Raw genomic sequence first — 18,816 nt, forward strand, 5'->3', positions numbered from 1 at the left:
GTGCCGAGCAAACCCGCTGATACCCCATCGTCTGCTAGCACCCTGCGCCGCGTTGCGCTGTTACTCGGCCCTGGCTTGCTGCTGGCCGCCGAGCTGTTGCCTGCACCGGCAGGGATGAGCGACTCCGCCTGGCTATGTGCGGCGCTAGCACTGTGGATGGCGCTGTGGTGGGGCACCGAGGCCATTGCCATTCCCGCTACGGCACTGCTGCCACTGCTGTTCGCACCCATCATCGGTCTGTCGCCCCTCAAGGCGGTGGCGGCGGCCTATGCTCACCCCATTGTGTTTCTGTTTATGGGCGGCTTTATGCTCGGCCTGGCCATGCAGCGCTGGCAGTTGCACCGGCGCTTGGCGCTGACCATATTGTGCCGCGTGGGCGCGGAGCCGCGTCGGCAAATTGCCGGCTTTATGGTTGCTACCGCCTTTCTAAGTATGTGGGTAAGTAACACTGCCACCTCGGTAATGATGCTGCCGATAGCGATGTCGGTAATTGGTCTGCTGCCTGAGTCCCTGGGCGCCGCAAGGCGCAATTACGCTATCGCGTTGCTGTTAGCCATTGCCTACAGCGCCAGTATTGGCGGCATGGCTACCCTGATTGGCACGCCTCCCAATGCCCTGCTCGCCGCCTACTTACAAAGCAGTCACGGCATTGAGGTGGGTTTTGCCCAGTGGATGGGCTTGGCGCTGCCGCTGTCGCTTGCGATGTTAGTGATCTGCTGGCGGCTATTATGTCGTCGCGACTTTAGCGGCGTTGCCGACTACAGCAATGCCGATATCAGCCGGCAGGCGCTGATTGAGATGGGGCCGATCACCACTGCCGAGCGCCGCGTGGCCATTGTTTTTTGCGTGGCCGCTGCGGCGTGGATAGGCCGTCCCTTTGCCGAGCAACTGCTGCCGGGCTTAAGTGATACCGGCATTGCACTGGCGGCGGCGCTGAGTTTGTTTGTGATTCGCTCCGGTGTGCCGGGCAGCGCATTACTGGATTGGAAAACCACCGAAAAGCTGCCCTGGGGTGTGCTGCTGTTGTTCGGTGGCGGGCTTGCGCTGGCAGCGCTGATTGGCAGCTCGGGGCTGGCTGAGTGGATCGCCAGCCGTTTTGAACAACTGGCGGCGCTGCCACTGGCGCTCATATTACTGTTGATCGTGAGCGTAATGATCTTCCTCACCGAGCTAACCAGTAACACCGCCACCACGGCGGCATTTTTGCCGCTGCTCGGTGCGCTGGCGGTGGCCCAGGGGATATCGCCCCTGCTGTTTTGCTGCGCGGCGGCGTTGGCGGCCTCCTGCGCGTTTATGATGCCGGTGGCGACACCGCCCAATGCCGTGATCTTTGGCAGCGGCGAGCTGGAAATTCGCGATATGATGCGCGCCGGTTTCGCCCTGAATCTGCTGGGTATTGCGCTGGTGTCACTGTGTAGTTACGGTGTCATCACGCTGCTATGGCTGGCTTAGGAAAGCGCTTATTACGCGCACACTAACAACAACGATAACGAGGTAAACATGAATATTCCGATGATCTGCATCGCGGTACTGGGGCTGCTGTGTTTTGTGCTGGGTTTAAACGTCAGTATTGCGCGCACCAAGGCCAAACGCGGTAGCGGCTGCCCAGATGACCCGAAAGACCCACTGCACAAAGCCATTCGCGCCCACGCCAACACGGTTGAATACGCGCCGGCGCTAATGGTGTTGATCTACATTGCCAGCCAGGCACAAATGGCCCTGTGGGTGATGTGGACCATGGTGGCCGTTACCGCCTGCCGCGTGCTGTTTGTGCTGGGCATTCTCACCACGCGCACCATGGCGCGCCCCAACCCCATGCGGTTTATAGGCGCACTCGGCACTTATGCGGGCGGTATAGCGCTGGCGGTTGAGGTGCTGTTTCAGGCGATGGGCTGGCGGGTAATGTAAGCCTGCCCTAGTCATCAAAGCGCGGCGGCCGTTTCTCAAAAAAGGCCGCTGCTGCCTCTTCAACATCCCCGCTTAAACCGTTCAAAATCTGATTGCGATTCTCCAGTTGCAACGCCTGCTGCAGTGACTGGGCGTTGAGGTTTTCCCACATTGCCTGCTTGGTCGAAATCACGCCATAGGGACTGAATTCAGTGAGCGAGCGTGCCAGTGCCCGGGCCTCTTCGGCCAGTGCGTCATCGCTGGTCAGGCGGGTGACTAAGCCCCATTGCTCGGCTTGCTCGGCATCGACCACACGGGCGGTCAGCATCATGTCATGGGCGCGACTGGCGCCGATCAAACGCGGCAGGGTATAGCTCACACCAAAGTCGCAACCGGAAACCCCCAGGCGAATAAACTGGCTGCAAAAGCGCGCCGAGCTTGCTGCTATGCGCAGGTCGCAGGCCAGTGCCAGGGCCAGTCCGCCACCGTAGGCGTGGCCGTGCACGGCGGCAATAATCGGCTGCTGAATGCGGCGCATCAGCAGCGCAATATCGGCCATGTATTCCTGGGCGCGCATACCGGCGCGGCTTCCGGCTTTGATCTCGCCAATGGTGTCGCGCAGGCTGTCCGGGTTGTTTTGGTCGAGTAAATCCAGGCCCGCGCAAAAGGACTTGCCCGCGCCGCTGAGAATAATCACTCGCACGCGGTTGTCCTGATCAAGCAGGTGCAAAGCCGCCTTTAATTCGCGCATCAGTTCCCAGCTCAGCGCATTGCGGGACTGCGGGCGGTGCAGTTGCAGCTCGACAATCTGGTCTTCCAGCGGCGTGATGCGCAGGCAGTTAAAGTCGGGGTAATTGCTCATCGTATTAGTCCTTTTACGCCGCCTTACAACACCATAAAGCCGCCGTCGGCGACGACAGTGCTGCCCGTGGTGTAGCGCCCCAGGTCGCTGGCCAAATACAGTACCGGGCCGAGAATTTCGTCCGCATCGGCAATACGTTTTTGTAAATTGCTTTGCAGGGTGGCCTCTTCAAAGCCCGGTACCTGGAAGCTGTTTTTCACCATGTCGGTCAGGTAGGTGCCGGGGGCCAGCGCGTTAACGCGAATGTTGTTATCGGCCCACTCGGCGGCCATCACTTTTGTCATGGCATTCAGTGCGGCTTTGGTGGTGGCGTAAAAGCCCATCAGTGCCGAGGGCTTTAAACCACTAACAGAGATGACATTGATAATGCTGCCGCCGCCGCTTTTTGCCATATGGGGCGCCAGCCGCGAGGCCAAATACCAAGGCCCCTTCAGGTTCACGTCCACCATTTTGTCGAACATGGCGGGCTCCAGTGCCGATAGCTCGCCAAAGGCGGGGTTGATGCCAGCGTTATTGATCAAAATATCCACCTTGCCCATCGCCTCCAGTGCTTGGCTGATTAAGGCGTCGAGGCTGGCGCAGTCGCCAGCGTGGGCAGCAATGGCCACGGCGCGGCGGCCGCAGGCGCGCACTTCCTCGCAAACGGCTTCGCAGGCCTCCAGCTTGCGACTGGCCACAATAATATCGGCACCGGCTTTCGCCAGGCCGAGGCTCATGGCGCGTCCGAGGCCGCGACTGCCGCCGGTAATTAAGGCAACTTTGCCGCTGAGGTCGATGTTGTGCATGGTGATGGCTCCCTGTTTTTATCGTTAGTGGGCTGCGACCATAGTAGGTGGCAAAGTGGCGGCCCGCCAATGGCAGAGTCGGCCAAGCTGTTAGCCACACTACCGGCCGTGCTATAAACCTTGGCAGTGCCACTACCTTCAGTTTCGGGCAGCGCCAAACTGCCGCCAAAGGATTTATTCATGTCTGCACCGCTATACGATGAGATTCACTGCCTCACCCTCAATCTGCTGCGCGCCGCCGAGGGCAACGACCGCAAGGGCGAGGCCAAAGCCTTTCAGGCCTTAAAGGCGCTGTGTGCAGACAATGCCGACACCGAGGCCGACCACCCCCTGCAATGGGAGGCCCTGGGCGATTTTTCCAACAACGTGGAGCAGGCCATTACCGCCTACGAAACCGGCTTAGCCTGCGCTGAGCGCGCAGGCCTGGATGAATATATCGCCTCATTAAATTTCGCCCTGGCAGAAGTGTTTGCCGAGCAGCAAGACCTGGCGCGGGCGTTAACGCATGCCCAGCGGGCCAGTGAGCTGAGCGAACAGCTCGACGACAGCAAGTTTGCCGAGGCGGTAAGCGAGCTGGTGGCGCAACTGGAGCAGGCGACAACCGAGCAGTGAAACTACCCCAAAAAGGAGAGTGTGATGGCCAGTGAAACGCAGCAACAAGGCAGTTGTTTATGTGGCAAGGTGTCGGTGTTTGCCACCCCGTCCTCTATGCATATCGATGCCTGCCACTGCGACATGTGTCGCCAGTGGGGCGGCGGTCCGCTATTGGCCGTGGAGTGTGATGGCGAGGTGCGGTTCAGCGGCGAGGAATATATTAGCCGTTATCAGTCTTCTGAGTGGGCCGAGCGCGCCTTTTGCAGCCAGTGCGGCACCCACCTGTTTTATCGATTAACGGCCGACAATCATTACGCTCTGCCGGTGGGTTTGTTTGGCGATGTGGACTGGCAATTTAGCAAGCAGATCTTCATCGACCAAAAACCAACCTACTACGCGTTTGCCAATGCCACCGAGAAATTGACCGGCGAAGAAGTGTTTGCCGCCTACGCTGCTAAGTAGCGTTGCTACGGCGGCAAAAAAAGCACCCGCGGCGCAATGCCAGCGGGTGAAGGGGTTAGAATTGATAGCGCGCCTTGATCCAGTACTGGCGTCCGGGTTCGTTCACGCGAACGGCCGTTGGGTCGAAGGGGTCAGATGAGGCGGTGTTAACGTGGTAGGCGTAGCTCTTATCCGCCACGTTTTCCACACCGGCTTCCAGCGATAGCGCGTCGGTCACTTCCCAGTTCCCGTAGATATTCACCACACCAAAACCGGCTGTTTCTTCCGGTACATCGTTGTCGACATCAATGCGGTTTTGCCGATCGGCAACAATCCACTGAACGCCCACCGACCAGCCATCGCGCTGATAATCAACATGGGTGGTGGCTTGCAGCGGCGAGATAGTCGCCAGGTCGCCGTTGTCGCCTTCACCCTCGGTATAGGCAATACCCACCCGCGCAGATACGCCGCCAAACAGTGGTTTGCCCGCCTCCAATTCCACGCCGCGCAACTGGGCGTTGGTGTTGCGGTACAGGGTGGCGGTGCCGCGATTGTAGCGCTCGATGTAGTCGGTCACTTCGTCCCAGTACACCGTGGCCGACCAGTGGCTGTCGCCCTGGCGAGACAGCAAGGTCAGGTCTAGCTGCTGGTGAATTTCCGGGTCGATATTGGGGTTGCCCACCCAGCTCTTGCCCATGGCGCTGCGGGCAATAAAGTTCTCGCTGGCATCCGGGTGGCGAACCGAGCGGCTAAGGTTGGTGCTAAACAAGGTGCTTTCGCTCAGCTTGCGGTCCCAGCCCAATACCAGGCCCAGGTCATTGGTAGTGGCCTTGTTGCTGCGCGTGCCGTAGTTAGCCTGATAAAGGTTGGCGGGGGTGGCCGCGCCCATCATGCCGGCGGGTTTTTCGCTGGAGGTAGCCTCTGAGCGGAATTGGTCATAGCGCACGCCTACACGCAGCTCATCCACCGCGTTCAGCTCGTAGTCCAGTTCGGCAAACAGGCCCGTTAGGCGCTGCTCAATATCGGGCCACATGCGAGACACCAGCATATCGAAGCTACCGTCTTTGCCGGCATCCATAAACAGGTCGGCACGGCGGTCATTGGCGCGGTGGTCGATACCCACTCGCCATTCGCTGTTGTCGCCATTTAGCGTGGCCATAAAACGGCCGCCCCAGGTGTCCGATGAACTTGGCGCTGCCATGCCGTTCGGCATCGCATTGCGCGGGCGTAGCGTGTAATTGTCCATCAAGTGCGTAACATCGCTGCGATACAGATTCAGCGACAGCGCATCTACCGGGCCAATCGAGGCGTTGTAATGCCACTTAAAGCGGCTGGTGGTGGAATCGGCATAGGGCGCATCCATGCCGTTCCCGGCATAGAACAGGTCTTCCTCGTTGGCCACCTCATGAGAGGCTTCAAGATAGTGGTTGCCGATATCGCCACCTACAATCACGCCGAAGCTGTTGGAGTCGAAGGCCGACGACACGGTGTTGCCGTCACCATCATCGTAGTTGTCCGATTCAATGTTCTCGCTGAATACGCGAACAAAGCCGCGGTCATTGCCTGCGGCAAAATCCACCGCAGCGCTGCGCAGGTCGGAGTTGCCGGTGTAGCCAAGGCGAACATTGCCGCGATAACCGCTTTCATCAAATTCCGGGCGTTGGTGTTCAAACAATAGCGTGCCGCCGCTGCCGCCAGCGCCGTAAATCACCGAGCGATTACCCTTAATCACAGAAACCTGATCAAAACTGTCAAAGCCGACATAAGTGGTGGGTGGATCCATGCGGCCGGGGCAGGCGCCGTAGTTAAACGCGCCATCGGAAATAATATTCAAACGGTTCTGGCTCTGGCCGCGAATAATTGGCTCAAAGCCGCGACCGCCACGCCGTGTGGCACTCATGCCCGTTACCGAACGCAGCAACTCACCGGCGTCGTGCACCGGCTTGGTGAGCGGCGCATCGCTAAAAATCTGATCCGCTGTTGGGTCCAGGTCGCGCTCAGCCGTCACCTCAACCAATTCAATGGCCAAGTCATGGTTGGCCAACCCCAGTGCGGGCGCCATCGCGAACGCCGTCAGTAAAAATTGCTTCTTCACAGAAAAATCGCCTAATTATAGATGTCGGCAATAGTCTAATGACTGACTCAACGCCTGAGGATGTGACATGGTGTCGCACCAAACCCGCGGCAAAACACCGACGTCGGCAATTAAATTCACAAATAAAAGAACGCTTGGCGGTTAGCGCACCGTTAATTCGCCGGTTCCAGGCCGCCAAAGAGTGTGGAATACTCAATGCAGCATGAGTACCTGATTATGGCGCTGCAGGCCGCAGCAAAACGCTACCGCGTACTTCAGAATGGAGTCAATAGTGACTACGGCATGGATGTGAAGCCCTCCTTAAAGTATACCCCACAGCAAGCCCGCACCTGGCGTGTTTCGCCATTGTTATCGTGAAACGCTTTTTTTTAAGCCTGTCTTCTTAGTCGATAATAATATTACGTGACAGCAGGTAGCATTTGATCCGATGACTCATACTGGTGTAAAAACTCAAAGCAGGTGCAAAGGATTAGACAATGATTTTGAAAGCTTGGCTGCTAAACGGGTTATTTCACAGTGCCCCAGGTTACTTGTCGATTGAGGGTGACGAGATTGCATTCTCACTCATCGACACAGGGACGTTTGGTAAGAAGAAGCTCGACTTGATGGTGGATAAAGAGGGCGCTTTTGAGGAGATCTCCGAGGGTCAAAATATCGAAGTGTTTCGCACTCAGCGGTCAAATGCCAATTTCCACTCGCCGTGGTATATGTTTATGGGTGGTGGCGTGTTGAAGCTTCCTAATGGGACACACAAATTGTCATTCATGCAACCTCAGAATACGAAGTTTCCTTATCAGCGTTTAGGTATTATTCGAGAGAGTGATATCACCGACTTTAAGGACGGGCGGGAGCTAGGAAAACGGTTTAACGCGTATATTAATAATAAAAATAAAACTTGGTAAATCGATAAAGAAATCCCCACTCAATTAAGGCTTACTAAAGCAGTGCGCTACACCAGATATAGAATATTTTTGTCATTTTGGTAACTAACCGCGTAAATCATATCCAAATGAGCAGGCTTGTATAGAGTAATAGCATCCGACGCTGACAAGGCGTTGTAGATTTCTTCAGTCACGTCCCACCGCCCCTCAGCCGTCAAAAGTCGAAATTTAGTTTTTGCCAGATTCGATGTTGTAGCGAATTTGTCTTTTACCCTCGTTCTAATTTCCACTTTGCCAAGATCAGTATTCGTAAACCGTCGGTAAAGATTGTAGGCTGAGAAAAGACCTAAAGCCTTGTATAGCAGAACAATGGCCAAAGGAAATGAAAAAAGGATCAAATTGGTCGTAAAGATAGGGAAAAACAGAACCAGCATGGCGATAAAGAAATAAAGCTTCTTTCGCCATTGTTTGAAGAAAAGCTTCTTAACTATTGATCGTTCAGTAGGAGAAATATGTAATTCTCGTTTCTTCCGCGAAGAACTAACCTTTCGAGATTCAGGAGCTTCTTCAGTTCGCTCATGAATGTGAGCATTTAAAATCTCAAAATTCAGAATCAGCTTTTTCTTGGGGCTGATATGTAATGAAATTTCGTCCCCTACGGACGCTTGATGATATTCTTTAGGCGTTACCTTTAGCTCTTCGCCATTAATTGACAAATAGTGTGTAATGGTTGTTCTGGTTCGGCTTCCCCCGTTACCTGCGCGATTTGGGGAGCGATGATTTCCTGTTCTGGAGGTATGCTTGTTGACACGCTTATTGGTTACCACCCCTGTGTAACAGTGTTTGACCCCGTCTCTGAGCTCGATGTGGTTTTGCCGGGCGATGCTTGTAATAACAGCAAAAAAAATCACAGCGAAAAAACCAAAAATGACCATTGGAATGGCGCTGTTATGGGTAGAAGAAACAATCGAGGTAAAAATCACATAGAAGATCGCTCCGGCAAAGAGTGAAAAACCGCCAATCAACCAATATTGATTTTGTATGCGCTTTCTATCCTGGGGTGATAAGCGTTTTATATCGTATTTAGCCGTTTTCATGTTCTTCCCATAAATTAGCTAATAGTGTTTCTAATTTGCAGTTGTCGCACTCGACGCCACTCTCGTGCCGCCCCCATTGACGTGCCCACAGGAAATACAGAAATAGCAATTAAAAAATAATTGAAAGCGCCACTCCTGAATCCCTCAAATAACGCGATTGCCAACAGCTGAAGAAACCCAATTATCCCTAAGACCCAAAAGGCAGTGATGGTTCGGCTGATAAACGGTGTGACACGCTGCGTAGTCGAGCTTTGAAACACGAACAGCCACCTCAGCAGAGCTGCGGCCAAATAAGCCAGCGCCACAGCCAGGCAGGGATAAATAAACGTCGACAGCGGATCTTGCTGCGTCACCAAGCCAAATAGCAGCGTTATTGCACCCCAAAGCCACACGACACGTTGCATCCACCACTCAGAGTGTACGATCCATTTCGTCATGGCGAACTATCGCTTTGAGGTAAAGCAGGTTTCTGTGCCGTCATAATTGTTGTAACAGTCCCGTCGGTAGCCGTTGTAACTGTTGTTGCGGTTATTGATCTGACCTTGCTTAATCATCGCATCACCCCAGGCATTCAATGCATCGCCAAAGCTCTGTGAGCTGTTACGATTGGACGGGTGGGCGGCTTGAAAAGCCTGTTGTTTACGCCACTCTTCTTGTGCTGCCCTATAAGCACGTTCACGCTCTTCTTCTCTACGGCGCTTCGATTCAGCAATTTTTGCCTCGTAGGCCCTCTTGCGAGCCAGGCTATCTGCACGGGACTTTAGCGCATTCTGGTAGACCGTTTGAATCGCGGTAAATCTGTCATCCCATCCGTATCGATTTGGTCCATATGCCGTTGCCAGTTTCGCTTTATAACCCGTATCTACCACCATGCGGCTTCCTATCCATGGCGATAGCGAGTGCCATTTTCCGGGATAGGCGCTAGCCTTTGGTGTCACACCATCGGCTTCGTAGGCGGTATAGAATTGAATAAAATAGGATTGCCAAATATCGCTATTTGACTTGTACTCCCGCGCTCCTTCTTCTCTCTGATAATCAAAATCAGCCAGCATGACGTAGTCAGCCTCCGAGGCTAAGATACTGATCGGAGAAGATTCGCTATTGTTTTTGACTTGACCGCGCGTAGCCAGCCCGGCAATTTTGTAACTGAAGCCAGTGGGTGTTTTGTACACTAGCAACCAGTCTTTATATTTTTTCTGCCGCTCATTAAAGCCCCAGTAATTGTCATAAAGCGGCGTCATACCCACAAAGTTTTTAGGGCCCTTCACGGGTTCTCCCTGTTCATCCAGTGGTACATACAACGTGTGATCGGGCAGATCCGTTTGCAGAGGAAGGCGTCCGACTGCCTGCATCAGATAATTAGTGAATTTCTTTCTGTCTAAGTCATAGATCGACTCAATAATATCGATCTTCGGATAATAGCCGAGAAAGTCTCCCATAGGTCCCCAGCGGACGGAGGCCTCATTCCCGGTTCTAGGGTCAATCGCTTTGGCAAAGATCAAGCCGGATTCATTTTGTGTATAGAAGGTCAGCTTTGCCTGAGAGAAGATAATATTGTCGTAAGTCGCGACCACTCTTCCATCTGGCCCCAGTTGCTCAAACTTGACAGTATTCTCACCTACACTCGTAGTGCCCCTGGCAATAAAGACCCTTACCGGGCTCTGCATGGAGTAGCCACCCATGGTGTAGTAAGTTCTACCCTTTCCCAGTGGCTCTTTGAGCTTTTTGAGTTTGTTATCAATTTCCACAAGGTAGTATTCATCGTTCCAATGACAGTCGATGTCCTTGTAGGGCTGGGCGATTGCAAATTTATCCGATATTGGAATGATGAGTTGGTAAGCGGCAGGCTCTACCGGAGAGGCACCATTTGCTTCGATTAGCCCCCATGGGTGTTTCCTTCCCCAGTCTTTTTTGCATTTACTCTCCGGGATTCTCTCGCGTTTGCCTCCAAACTTTTTGGAGATCTTTTTCATGTCCTTATAGGTAGGCGAACTCCTCACAAACCCCATCACCATCGTGCCAGAGCCATCGGCCTTCATGACTAGCCAGCGCTCTCCGGCTTCGCGACAGAGCTCAGGCTGACTTTCCAGCGGGATACACTTTCCTCCGGTCATCGACCGTATCGGCCCACCTGCGTGGGCCGTCAAAAGAGGTAGCGAGAGAAGCAATAACACACTAATAAGATGACTTTTCATTCGGATTCCTTACCGCAATACATAATTTTTATTCCATTCATAAATGATGAAGACATTTGAAAAATATCCGCAACACCTTTTGTACTACTAGGATGAGAGCTGGCACTGGAGCAGGTAGTTACTCAGGTCCACAACGTCTCGCAAGCCTTTCTATGTATGGTCAATTTCATAGCGCGCTACCAAGTCGCCAAGTTGGCGAATTTGAATGGCCTCGATACCGTGGCTGGAGAGGGCGTCTGAAATCACCACCACTTTATCGGTTTCGCTGAATTCGTCGCGGCTCATCATTATGTGGGCGGCGTTGGCGAGTGTTTTCTCTGGGTCGGAGCTGAAGTTGATGCGGTAGCTAAGCACGTTGCGGTTTAACACCAGCTTGCGGCGGGTGCGACTGTCGTTAGTAAACGCGCAGATGATGGAGCTTTGGGGGTGGCAGTTGGTGACCAGGCTGGCCATCAGCCCGCGCCGTGTTGGCACAACAATCGCCTTGGCCTGAATGGACTCAGCCAGCTTCACCGCGGCGGCGGCAATTTCCTGTTTGTCGTTGCCCATGATCAGTTCATCGCTAAAGCGCAGGCCGCGATTCTTCTCAATGGAACGGGCAATGCGGTCTAACACCTCCACGCATTTCACCGGGTATTTGCCCACGGTGGTTTCCCCCGACAGCATAATGGCGTCGGCCTCTTCGTACACGGCGTTGGCGACATCGGTAACTTCGGCGCGGGTGGGCATGGGGTTTTCGATCATCGATTCCAGCATGTGGGTGGCAACAATCACGCGGCGGCCGTATTTCGCGCACTGGGAAATAATTTGCCGCTGCACGATGGGCAGCTCTTCAAAGGGAATTTCCACACCCAGGTCGCCCCGGGCGACCATCACACCGGCGGCTTCTTGAATAATGGCGTCGAGGTTTTTAACGCCTTCCTGGTCTTCAATTTTGGCGATAATTTTTATCTTATCGACCTTGTCGCCCAGCAGGGTTTTCAATTCTCGTATGTCGTCGGCGCTGCGCACGAATGACAGGGCGATAAAGTCCACCTCTTGTTCCATGGCAAACAGAATATCGCGGCGGTCTTTCTCGGTAATGGCGGGCAGGTTTACGCGAATACCGGGCAGATTAACGTGGCGCTTGCTCTTTAATACGCCGCCGTCGATCACTCGGCACTGCATGGTGCGCTGTTCTTTGCTGAGCACTTCCAGATTGATCAGGCCGTTGTCGACGGTGATCTTGTCGCCGATATTCACGTCGTTGATCAGGTCTTCGTAATTGATCTGGATCGAGCTGGCCTCGACATCGGCCTCGCCCCGCGCGACCACCGAAATCACATCGCCGGTTTTCAGGCTGAGTTCGTTATTGATATCGCCGGTGCGAATCTCCGGCCCCTGTGTGTCGATCAGCACCGCGACCGGGTGGTGGAGTTTGCGGTTGAGGGTTTTGATGGACTTAATAATTTGCGCGCAGCTGTCGTGTTCACCGTGGGACATATTCAGGCGCACGATATTCATCCCGGCGTCGGCCAGTTTGTGCAGTGACTCGTAGTCGCTGGTTGCTGGCCCAATGGTGCAGATGATCTTCGTTTTGCGCATAGCTTGCCCGCTGTTTGATTGTCTATGCAGTGATTATGGCAAAAAACGTCGTGGGTGAAAGGCCACTTTAGGTGTGTTTATCGATTGATTCGCCGGTTTTTTCGAATCGTGATCAGGGCGTTAAGCGTGTTGGGATGATGGCGAGCGTCTTCGGTGGGACTTCGCTGCTCAGACTTCTACTTTTGCTCATATTTACCTACTTGCGCAATAACAGGTCCACTGGTAGGATAAGTTACCTCAAGGGAGAGTAGCAGCTATGTTCAAGGCCATACAGAAGCGGTCTGTGTCGGATGAAGTGTTCGACCAATTGCGTAATCGCATCGTCTATCAGGAACTGAAAGCCGGTGAGGAATTGCCCTCGGAGCGGTTGCTGTCTGAAATGCTAGGGGTGAGCCGTAATGCCGTTCGCGAAGCGATCAAGCGCCTGCAACAAGCGCGCTTGGTTGAGGTTAAGCACGGCGGCATGACAACGGTGCTGGACTACCGCAGGGAGGCCAGTGCCGACTTACTCCCCAGTTTATTGTTTGACCAGGACGGTCAAATTCAGGTCGATGCGGCGCGCAGCATTGTGCGGATGCGTCAGGTCTTGTCTCCGGCGATTGCCGCCGATGCCGCGGTGAATGGCGGCGCAGCTACCGCTGATCGTTTAGATGCCTTGGTCGATGACATGACGGCGGCAGTGGCCCCCGTCGACTTGCAGCGCCTCGCGTTTGAATTTTGGGAGGAGCTGGTTGATGGCAGCGGCAATATCGCCTACCGCCTGGCCTTTAACTCGCTGCGCAAAACCTACGAACCGCTATGGGAGCTACTGACCCAGATGCTGGATCGCGACCTTCGCAAGTTGGACTCATTCCGTGGCCTCGCGATGCTGGTGCGTGAGGGGAAAGCTGACGAGGCGGCAGAGTTAGCACGCGACTATATCGATGGCAGCAGCAACGCCATTAACCAGTTTTTAGATCTGTACGAGCAACACACGCAAAATCATTTAAATAACAATGCGTAGAGGACTATCCCATGACGAGCAGCGTTCAATCATCTGGTGGCGCGGCCCAACCAGCCAACCCGGCAAAGGCTAGCGACTTTTTTAAAGCCTTTTATGGCCATATGAGCCCGATCATTCTTACGGCATTGGCACTGGGCTTTACCGGCTTTCGGGTTTACCTCGGCAACTGGAGCTATGCGGATCTAATCGCTCCGCTGTGCATTCTGGCTTTCTGGCCGATACAGGAATGGCTGATTCATGCTTACATTCTGCATTCCAAGCCGCGCAAAATTTTTGGTAAAACGATCGACCTCAGTGTGGGCCGCTCTCACCGTGCCCACCATGTAAACCCCTCTGACCTCAGTGATATCACCATCAACAAAGAGGTGTTCCCCACCGTGGTGCCGGTGCTGATTGCGCTTGCCTACCTGTTGTTGCCCAGTGTCGAACTGGCAACCGGTGCCCTTGCCATGTTTTTTACTTTGGCGCTGCACTATGAGTTTTGTCATTTCATGGGCCACACCACCTGGTGTATGCCAGTGAATTACTACCGTCGCCGCCAGCGAATGCATCGCCTGCATCATTACCGCGACGAAAAATTATGGTGGGGCGTGTCAACCGGATTGGGCGACTTGCTGTTGGGGACCGCGCCTGACCTGAAGGCCGTTGATAAGTCGCCAACGGTGCACAATGTTCACGGGCTGCTCTCGGACGAACCGCGCTGAACACAATTATTTCTAGCGTCAAAAGTATAAATACAATAATAAGCAGTAGGGGAAGCGTAAATGTCAGTCGACACAAGAGGGTGTTTCAGCGCGCTCAATCACTTTTTATTTAAGCGGAGCAAACCCTGCTTACAACCACTGCTTGTGGCGAGCCTACTGGCGGCTCCGGCTCTGGGTTTCGCAGCGCCGGCCGCTAATCCCGAGGTTAGCGCGGAGGAGCAATCGCTTAAGCGGCAGCGCAATGCCCTTGAAGAAGTTGTCGTCACGGCGCAGAAGCGAGAGGAAGACATACAGTCCGTACCGCTATCTGTTACCGCGATTAGTGGCGATGACATTGTCGACAAAAACATGGCCGACATGAACGAAGTGGCGGTATATGTGCCCAACCTGGACGTGCTGGCAACACCGTCGTTTCCCAGTATTTATATGCGCGGTTTGGGGTCGAGCTATAACCGAGGTTTTGAACAATCGGTGGCATTGCTGATCGACGATGTTTACTACGGTCGCGCTTCATATATTAATCAGGCCACCATGGACCTGGCGGCGATTGAAGTGCTGCGCGGCCCGCAGGGTACCCTGTTTGGTAAAAATGCCTCGGCCGGTGCGATACACTTTCGCACCGCCATGCCCGACACAGAATTTGGTTTTAAGGGTGACGTGCTACTGGGTGACCTGGACCAACAGCGCGTACGCCTGATGGCCACGGGGCCCATAACGGATACGCTCAGGTGGCGAGTCGCGCTGATGAGTCAGCTTCGCGATGGCAGTGTTTACAACACCACGGCAGAGATCGATGAAGAGAATATCGATACCCAAAATGCGCGCCTGCGCGTCGTATGGGACGCCTCCGAGGATTTGACCATTGGCCTGACACTGAACGCAGCGCTGATCCGCCAGCATGGCGAGGGTAGTCAGCTTATTCGCGCGCGTGACCGCCATCTCGCGGCCATGCAGGTGTTTGACCCGGAAACCACGGCAGACCCTTTCGACGAGCGAACAGCGAAAGATACGCAGGGCCGTGTAGCGCGCGACGCCTATGACGTTACCTTGAAAGCCGACTGGAGTTTCGGCAATGACTACCTGCTTACCAGTATTACCAACTACACCTGGTTGGACGAAGAGGTGAGGTTGGATGCCGACTTTTCACCGATTCCTTTTCTTATCCTTGATAACAATGAAGTGCTGGAGCAGTACAGTCAGGAATTTCGCATCACTTCACCACCGGGGGATGTTGAGTTTGTCGGTGGGTTATTTTTCATGAAGTCGGACTTGCAGGCCGATTACAACATCCAACAATTTTTACTGCTGACCGAGTTGCTACAGGTGACGGGTGAAGGCGAGCGCATGGCCTGCTTGCAATCGCCCGACCCGGAAGCGTGTCAGGATCAGGTGCTCAACGATGCCAACAGTGGCCAGTTGGCAGGTCAATTGATCCAGGCGCGACAAACACTGGCTGGTGGTCCGTCACCCATCGAAACGGCGTTAACGCGCTTCGACCAGATCACCGGCAGCGCTGCCCTGTTTGGGCAGGTCACCTGGCATTTCACAGAGCGCTGGTCGGCCACTTTTGGTGGGCGTTTAAATTATGAAGACAAAACCCTCGATACCGGTCACCGCCTGATTAATAACGTTACCGGTGGCGAGGGGAATGCGGTTATTTCTGGTGCGGCGTGCAACCAGCTGCTGCCTGTGGATTTGCCTGGGCTTGGCGGCATCCCGTCCCCAGCGGGTTATTGCCTCGGCCCGAACCCTCAAGGGGCGACTATCTTCCCGGTGATTATTGCCGGGGATACACAGTTTGAAGCGGAGCGTGAACGGGAAACCTTCAACTTCATTCCCAAATTCTCTGTGAAGTATGACTTCGCCGATGCGGCAATGGCGTATTTTACTGCCGCCAAAGGGTATAAGTCTGGTGGCTTCACCGGCCAGCCAAGCAACGACATAAACCTGGAGTTTGACGACGAAACCGCGCTGACTTACGAGCTGGGCGCTAAAACCGAATGGTTGGGCGGCGCGGCGCGTTTTAATGCGTCACTGTTTTACACCGACTTTCGCGATCTTCAGGTATCGACCTTCAATGGCGTGGCCTACGTGGTGGAGAACGCGGCGTCAGCAACGATCTACGGTTTGGAATACGAGGGCATGTTGATGACGCCCTACGGCATCCTGCTCGGCCTGAATGGCGCCTTCACGGAATCGGAATATTCTGAATTTAGCCAGGCCGCCTGTACGGCTGAAAATACCAACCCACCTCCGTGTGACCTCACCGGCCGACGCCTGCGGTTGGTACCGGAAATTAAGTCCACCTTCACGGCGGGCTGGCAGGGGCAGCCCTTCAACTGGCCCTTCCTAACGCTGGCAGGCATTACCGCGAGCTACTCATCCGAGGTGGCCCTGGCCACTGACCTCGACCCAATCGATACGCGCATTTCTGGCACTACCTACGGTGTGCGGCTTGGCCTTAAGTCGATGGACGACACTTGGCATATTAGCTTTTTCGGCGACAACATTACCGGCCGTGAATCGCTGGCTGCCGCTCAGGATACACCGGGCTTTCGGGGTACTCACTTCGGTGGCGCTTATGTAGATACAACCTATGAAGTCGAACTTGGCTACCGTTTTTAGAGGCCGCGTGCGCGCCAGCGGCGCGCTTCGTCTGCTGCTTCGCTGCGCCGCAACAGTGGCCTTCTTCGTCCCGCTCAGTTTGTGGGGCGGGGAAAGCATGACGGTGTGGCGGGTTGATAAGTATGAGGACGGCATAAAAGTCTCCAGCCGCGAGATCCATGACTCGGCAACGCGTGAAGTGAAAGCCGAGGTGGACATTAATGCGCCCTTCGAAAAAGCCTTCGCTCTGTTACTTGATGCCGGTCAGCGGCCGCGCTGGGATAAGGTGTGCACCGAGGCATCGGTATATAAAAAACTGTCGGAAAGCGAAGATATTATCTACGTGGTTAATGACTTGCCCTGGCCGGTTAGCGACAGAGACATGCTGCTACGCCGACAGTGGTCGGTAGCGCCCGATGGTTCGCAGGCGCGCATCCTCTCCCACGCTGACAACACCATACCGTCAATTGTCGATGACCGCGTACGTGTGGAAAAAGCCGAGGGAACATGGACCCTGGTACGCACCGGTTCCTCTAGTGTTCGCCTAAGCACGGTGATCCACGCCGAACCGGGTGGGCCGATCCCAGGCTGGCTTATAAACGCGCTTTCGGTCAATGGGCCGTACAATGCCTTGCATAGTCTTCGCCAAATTCTCGAATCTGAAAATCAGGCCTTGGCGGCAAGTGGCGATAATTATAAAAATCGAAATTCGCAGCATCGTTACCATGTTGGTCAGCCGGAAGAGGCGGAGTGATGAGGAGCCCACAAAAGTCATTTTCACTCGATCAGCGCAGTGAACTTTACACCCTCATTACCGTGAATGTGCTGAAAGCCTTGACGGTGATGGCCGCACTCGTCGCGCTGCTTTGGCTAGTAAGGCCGTATCTCGCGTTATATCAGGAAGGCCTGCGGATTTTTATTGAGCAGCGCTTGCCGCCGACCTATGTTTTCCCGCTGTTTTATATTTCTGAATCCATTCTTGGGTTGTTGCCGCCCGACCTGTTTATGCTGTGGGCGAAGTCGCGGTTCCCGGAAGCACCTTACCTGATGGTGACGGTACTCGCGGCTATCTCATACCTGGGTGGTATTACGGCGTACGGCATAGGCAGTCGTATTGAACACATTCCCTCGGTGCATCGTTATCTTTTTGAACGCCACGCCGAGCACGTCGAGTTTATGAAAAAATGGGGCGGTGTTTTTATCGTCATCGCTGCGCTATTGCCAATTCCGTTTGCGATGGCGAGCACGATTGCCGGGATGATCGAGTATCCTTTCCGAACATTCCTATTGATCGGCTTAACCCGCTTTCTGCGTTTCTACGCCTACGCCTTGGTGCTGTTTAACATTCTTTAAGCGCTGAGTTCGCATCGCCCTTTTGTAGACGTGGCGAACCTGCCGCTACCGAGAGTCTATCCGCCCCGCAATGGGGTGGCACGTAATGGCTAAGCCTGTGGTATCCCGAGAATGAGTCCGTCTGTGCTGAGTTGGGTAGATCTGTCAGATGTAGCTACACTGGGAGGCAGGTTTTGCTACGACACGGGTGAAATGGATGACGACTTTTACATTGAACGGCAAGAAGATGTCCTCAGATGCGCCGGGAGATACCCCCTTACTTTGGGTTATTCGCGACGAGTTTGGGCTAAAAGGAACCAAGTTTGGCTGTGGTATAGCGATGTGTGGCGCCTGTACGGTGCACATGAACGGCAACCCCATGCGTTCGTGCTCGCTGCCGCTAAGTGCGGTGAACAATGCGGATATTCGTACCATTGAGGGTTTGGCGGGTAGCCACCCCTTGCAACAGGCTTGGGTGGAGGAGCAAGTGCCGCAATGTGGTTACTGCCAGTCTGGTCAGATCATGCAGGCGGCGGCGCTACTGGCGAACAAGGCGAATCCCTCAGACGAGGAGATTGTGCAGCATATGTCGGGCAATCTCTGTCGGTGCATGTCTTATGTGCGCATTAAGCGGGCGATAAAAAAAGTTGCCCAGAGCAGTGATGGCACCATTCAAATTTACGACCCTAAGCGCAATACGGTGGTGGATAGCACCACGACGCAAGCGTCTGAAAAACAGGGGGTAAGTTAAG

19 protein-coding genes are annotated in these 18,816 nt (G+C 54.3%); 12 read left to right on the top strand and 7 right to left on the bottom strand.

Going from position 1 to position 18,816, the window contains the following annotated elements:
- Nucleotides 1-1,452, top strand: a complete 1,452-nt coding sequence (locus HNR64_RS02345; RefSeq protein ID WP_338061804.1) for an SLC13 family permease — start codon at nt 1-3, stop codon at nt 1,450-1,452.
- A 48-nt stretch (nt 1,453-1,500) separates the two neighbouring features.
- Nucleotides 1,501-1,908, top strand: a complete 408-nt coding sequence (locus HNR64_RS02350) for an MAPEG family protein (RefSeq protein ID WP_204994977.1) — start codon at nt 1,501-1,503, stop codon at nt 1,906-1,908.
- Between the two features lie 7 nt (nt 1,909-1,915).
- Here HNR64_RS02350 and HNR64_RS02355 read toward each other — a convergent pair whose 3' ends face one another.
- Nucleotides 1,916-2,749, bottom strand: a complete 834-nt coding sequence (locus HNR64_RS02355; protein WP_204994978.1) for an enoyl-CoA hydratase/isomerase family protein — start codon at nt 2,747-2,749, stop codon at nt 1,916-1,918.
- A 23-nt stretch (nt 2,750-2,772) separates the two neighbouring features.
- Nucleotides 2,773-3,534 carry an SDR family NAD(P)-dependent oxidoreductase gene (locus HNR64_RS02360; RefSeq protein ID WP_204994979.1) on the bottom strand — a complete coding sequence of 254 codons (762 nt, stop codon included), beginning with the start codon at nt 3,532-3,534 and terminating at the stop codon, nt 2,773-2,775.
- Between the two features lie 180 nt (nt 3,535-3,714).
- Between HNR64_RS02360 and HNR64_RS02365 the strand changes: the two genes are divergently transcribed.
- Entirely contained in the window at nt 3,715-4,146 is a 432-nt protein-coding gene (locus HNR64_RS02365; protein WP_204994980.1) for a hypothetical protein, read from the top strand.
- A gap of 24 nt (nt 4,147-4,170) precedes the next feature.
- Nucleotides 4,171-4,590, top strand: coding sequence for a GFA family protein (locus tag HNR64_RS02370; RefSeq protein WP_239547437.1), 420 nt, complete (start codon nt 4,171-4,173; stop codon nt 4,588-4,590).
- 55 nt (nt 4,591-4,645) lie between these two features.
- On the opposite strand, the gene HNR64_RS02375 is transcribed toward HNR64_RS02370, so the two are convergent.
- The gene (locus tag HNR64_RS02375; protein WP_204994981.1) at nt 4,646-6,664 is read right to left on the bottom strand and encodes a TonB-dependent copper receptor; all 2,019 of its coding nucleotides are present in this window, start codon (nt 6,662-6,664) and stop codon (nt 4,646-4,648) included.
- A 195-nt stretch (nt 6,665-6,859) separates the two neighbouring features.
- On the opposite strand from HNR64_RS02375, the gene HNR64_RS02380 reads away from it, so the two are divergent.
- Both HNR64_RS02380 and HNR64_RS02385 read left to right on the top strand, forming a co-directional pair.
- Nucleotides 6,860-7,021, top strand: coding sequence for a hypothetical protein (locus HNR64_RS02380; RefSeq protein WP_204994982.1), 162 nt, complete (start codon nt 6,860-6,862; stop codon nt 7,019-7,021).
- Between the two features lie 119 nt (nt 7,022-7,140).
- On the top strand, nt 7,141-7,566 hold the full coding sequence (locus HNR64_RS02385; protein WP_204994983.1) for a hypothetical protein: 426 nt from the start codon (nt 7,141-7,143) through the stop codon (nt 7,564-7,566).
- A 47-nt stretch (nt 7,567-7,613) separates the two neighbouring features.
- Here the strand turns inward: HNR64_RS02385 and HNR64_RS02390 are convergent, their stop codons facing one another.
- From HNR64_RS02390 to pyk, 4 genes are all read right to left on the bottom strand, one after another.
- Nucleotides 7,614-8,642, bottom strand: a complete 1,029-nt coding sequence (locus tag HNR64_RS02390; RefSeq protein WP_204994984.1) for a hypothetical protein — start codon at nt 8,640-8,642, stop codon at nt 7,614-7,616.
- Nucleotides 8,643-8,656: 14 nt separating this feature from the next.
- Entirely contained in the window at nt 8,657-9,079 is a 423-nt protein-coding gene (locus HNR64_RS02395) for a hypothetical protein (protein WP_204994985.1), read from the bottom strand.
- Between the two features lie 6 nt (nt 9,080-9,085).
- Nucleotides 9,086-10,837: a hypothetical protein gene (locus tag HNR64_RS02400; RefSeq protein ID WP_204994986.1), complete on the bottom strand. Its 1,752-nt coding sequence runs from the start codon at nt 10,835-10,837 to the stop codon at nt 9,086-9,088.
- 150 nt (nt 10,838-10,987) lie between these two features.
- Nucleotides 10,988-12,421, bottom strand: a complete 1,434-nt coding sequence (pyk, locus tag HNR64_RS02405) for a pyruvate kinase (protein WP_204994987.1) — start codon at nt 12,419-12,421, stop codon at nt 10,988-10,990.
- Nucleotides 12,422-12,677: 256 nt separating this feature from the next.
- Between pyk and HNR64_RS02410 the strand changes: the two genes are divergently transcribed.
- The 6 genes from HNR64_RS02410 to HNR64_RS02435 all read left to right on the top strand — a co-directional run bounded on the left by HNR64_RS02410 (nt 12,678) and on the right by HNR64_RS02435 (nt 18,815).
- Complete coding sequence (locus tag HNR64_RS02410) at nt 12,678-13,424, top strand: FadR/GntR family transcriptional regulator (protein ID WP_204994988.1); 747 nt, start codon at nt 12,678-12,680, stop codon at nt 13,422-13,424.
- An 11-nt stretch (nt 13,425-13,435) separates the two neighbouring features.
- Nucleotides 13,436-14,128, top strand: coding sequence for a sterol desaturase family protein (locus tag HNR64_RS02415; protein ID WP_204994989.1), 693 nt, complete (start codon nt 13,436-13,438; stop codon nt 14,126-14,128).
- A 60-nt stretch (nt 14,129-14,188) separates the two neighbouring features.
- Complete coding sequence (locus HNR64_RS02420; protein ID WP_204994990.1) at nt 14,189-16,753, top strand: TonB-dependent receptor; 2,565 nt, start codon at nt 14,189-14,191, stop codon at nt 16,751-16,753.
- A complete protein-coding gene (locus HNR64_RS02425; RefSeq protein WP_204994991.1) occupies nt 16,725-17,486 on the top strand; it encodes an START domain-containing protein in 762 nt (253 codons plus the stop codon). The genes HNR64_RS02420 and HNR64_RS02425 overlap by 29 nt, the downstream gene beginning before the upstream one ends.
- Complete coding sequence (locus HNR64_RS02430) at nt 17,486-18,085, top strand: YqaA family protein (RefSeq protein WP_204994992.1); 600 nt, start codon at nt 17,486-17,488, stop codon at nt 18,083-18,085. Before HNR64_RS02425 ends, HNR64_RS02430 begins: the two co-directional genes overlap by 1 nt.
- 196 nt (nt 18,086-18,281) lie before the next feature.
- The gene (locus tag HNR64_RS02435; protein WP_204994993.1) at nt 18,282-18,815 is read left to right on the top strand and encodes a (2Fe-2S)-binding protein; all 534 of its coding nucleotides are present in this window, start codon (nt 18,282-18,284) and stop codon (nt 18,813-18,815) included.
- Nucleotide 18,816 lies beyond the last annotated feature (1 nt).

The organism is Spongiibacter marinus, from assembly GCF_016906995.1.
Lineage (GTDB): Bacteria > Pseudomonadota > Gammaproteobacteria > Pseudomonadales > Spongiibacteraceae > Spongiibacter > Spongiibacter marinus.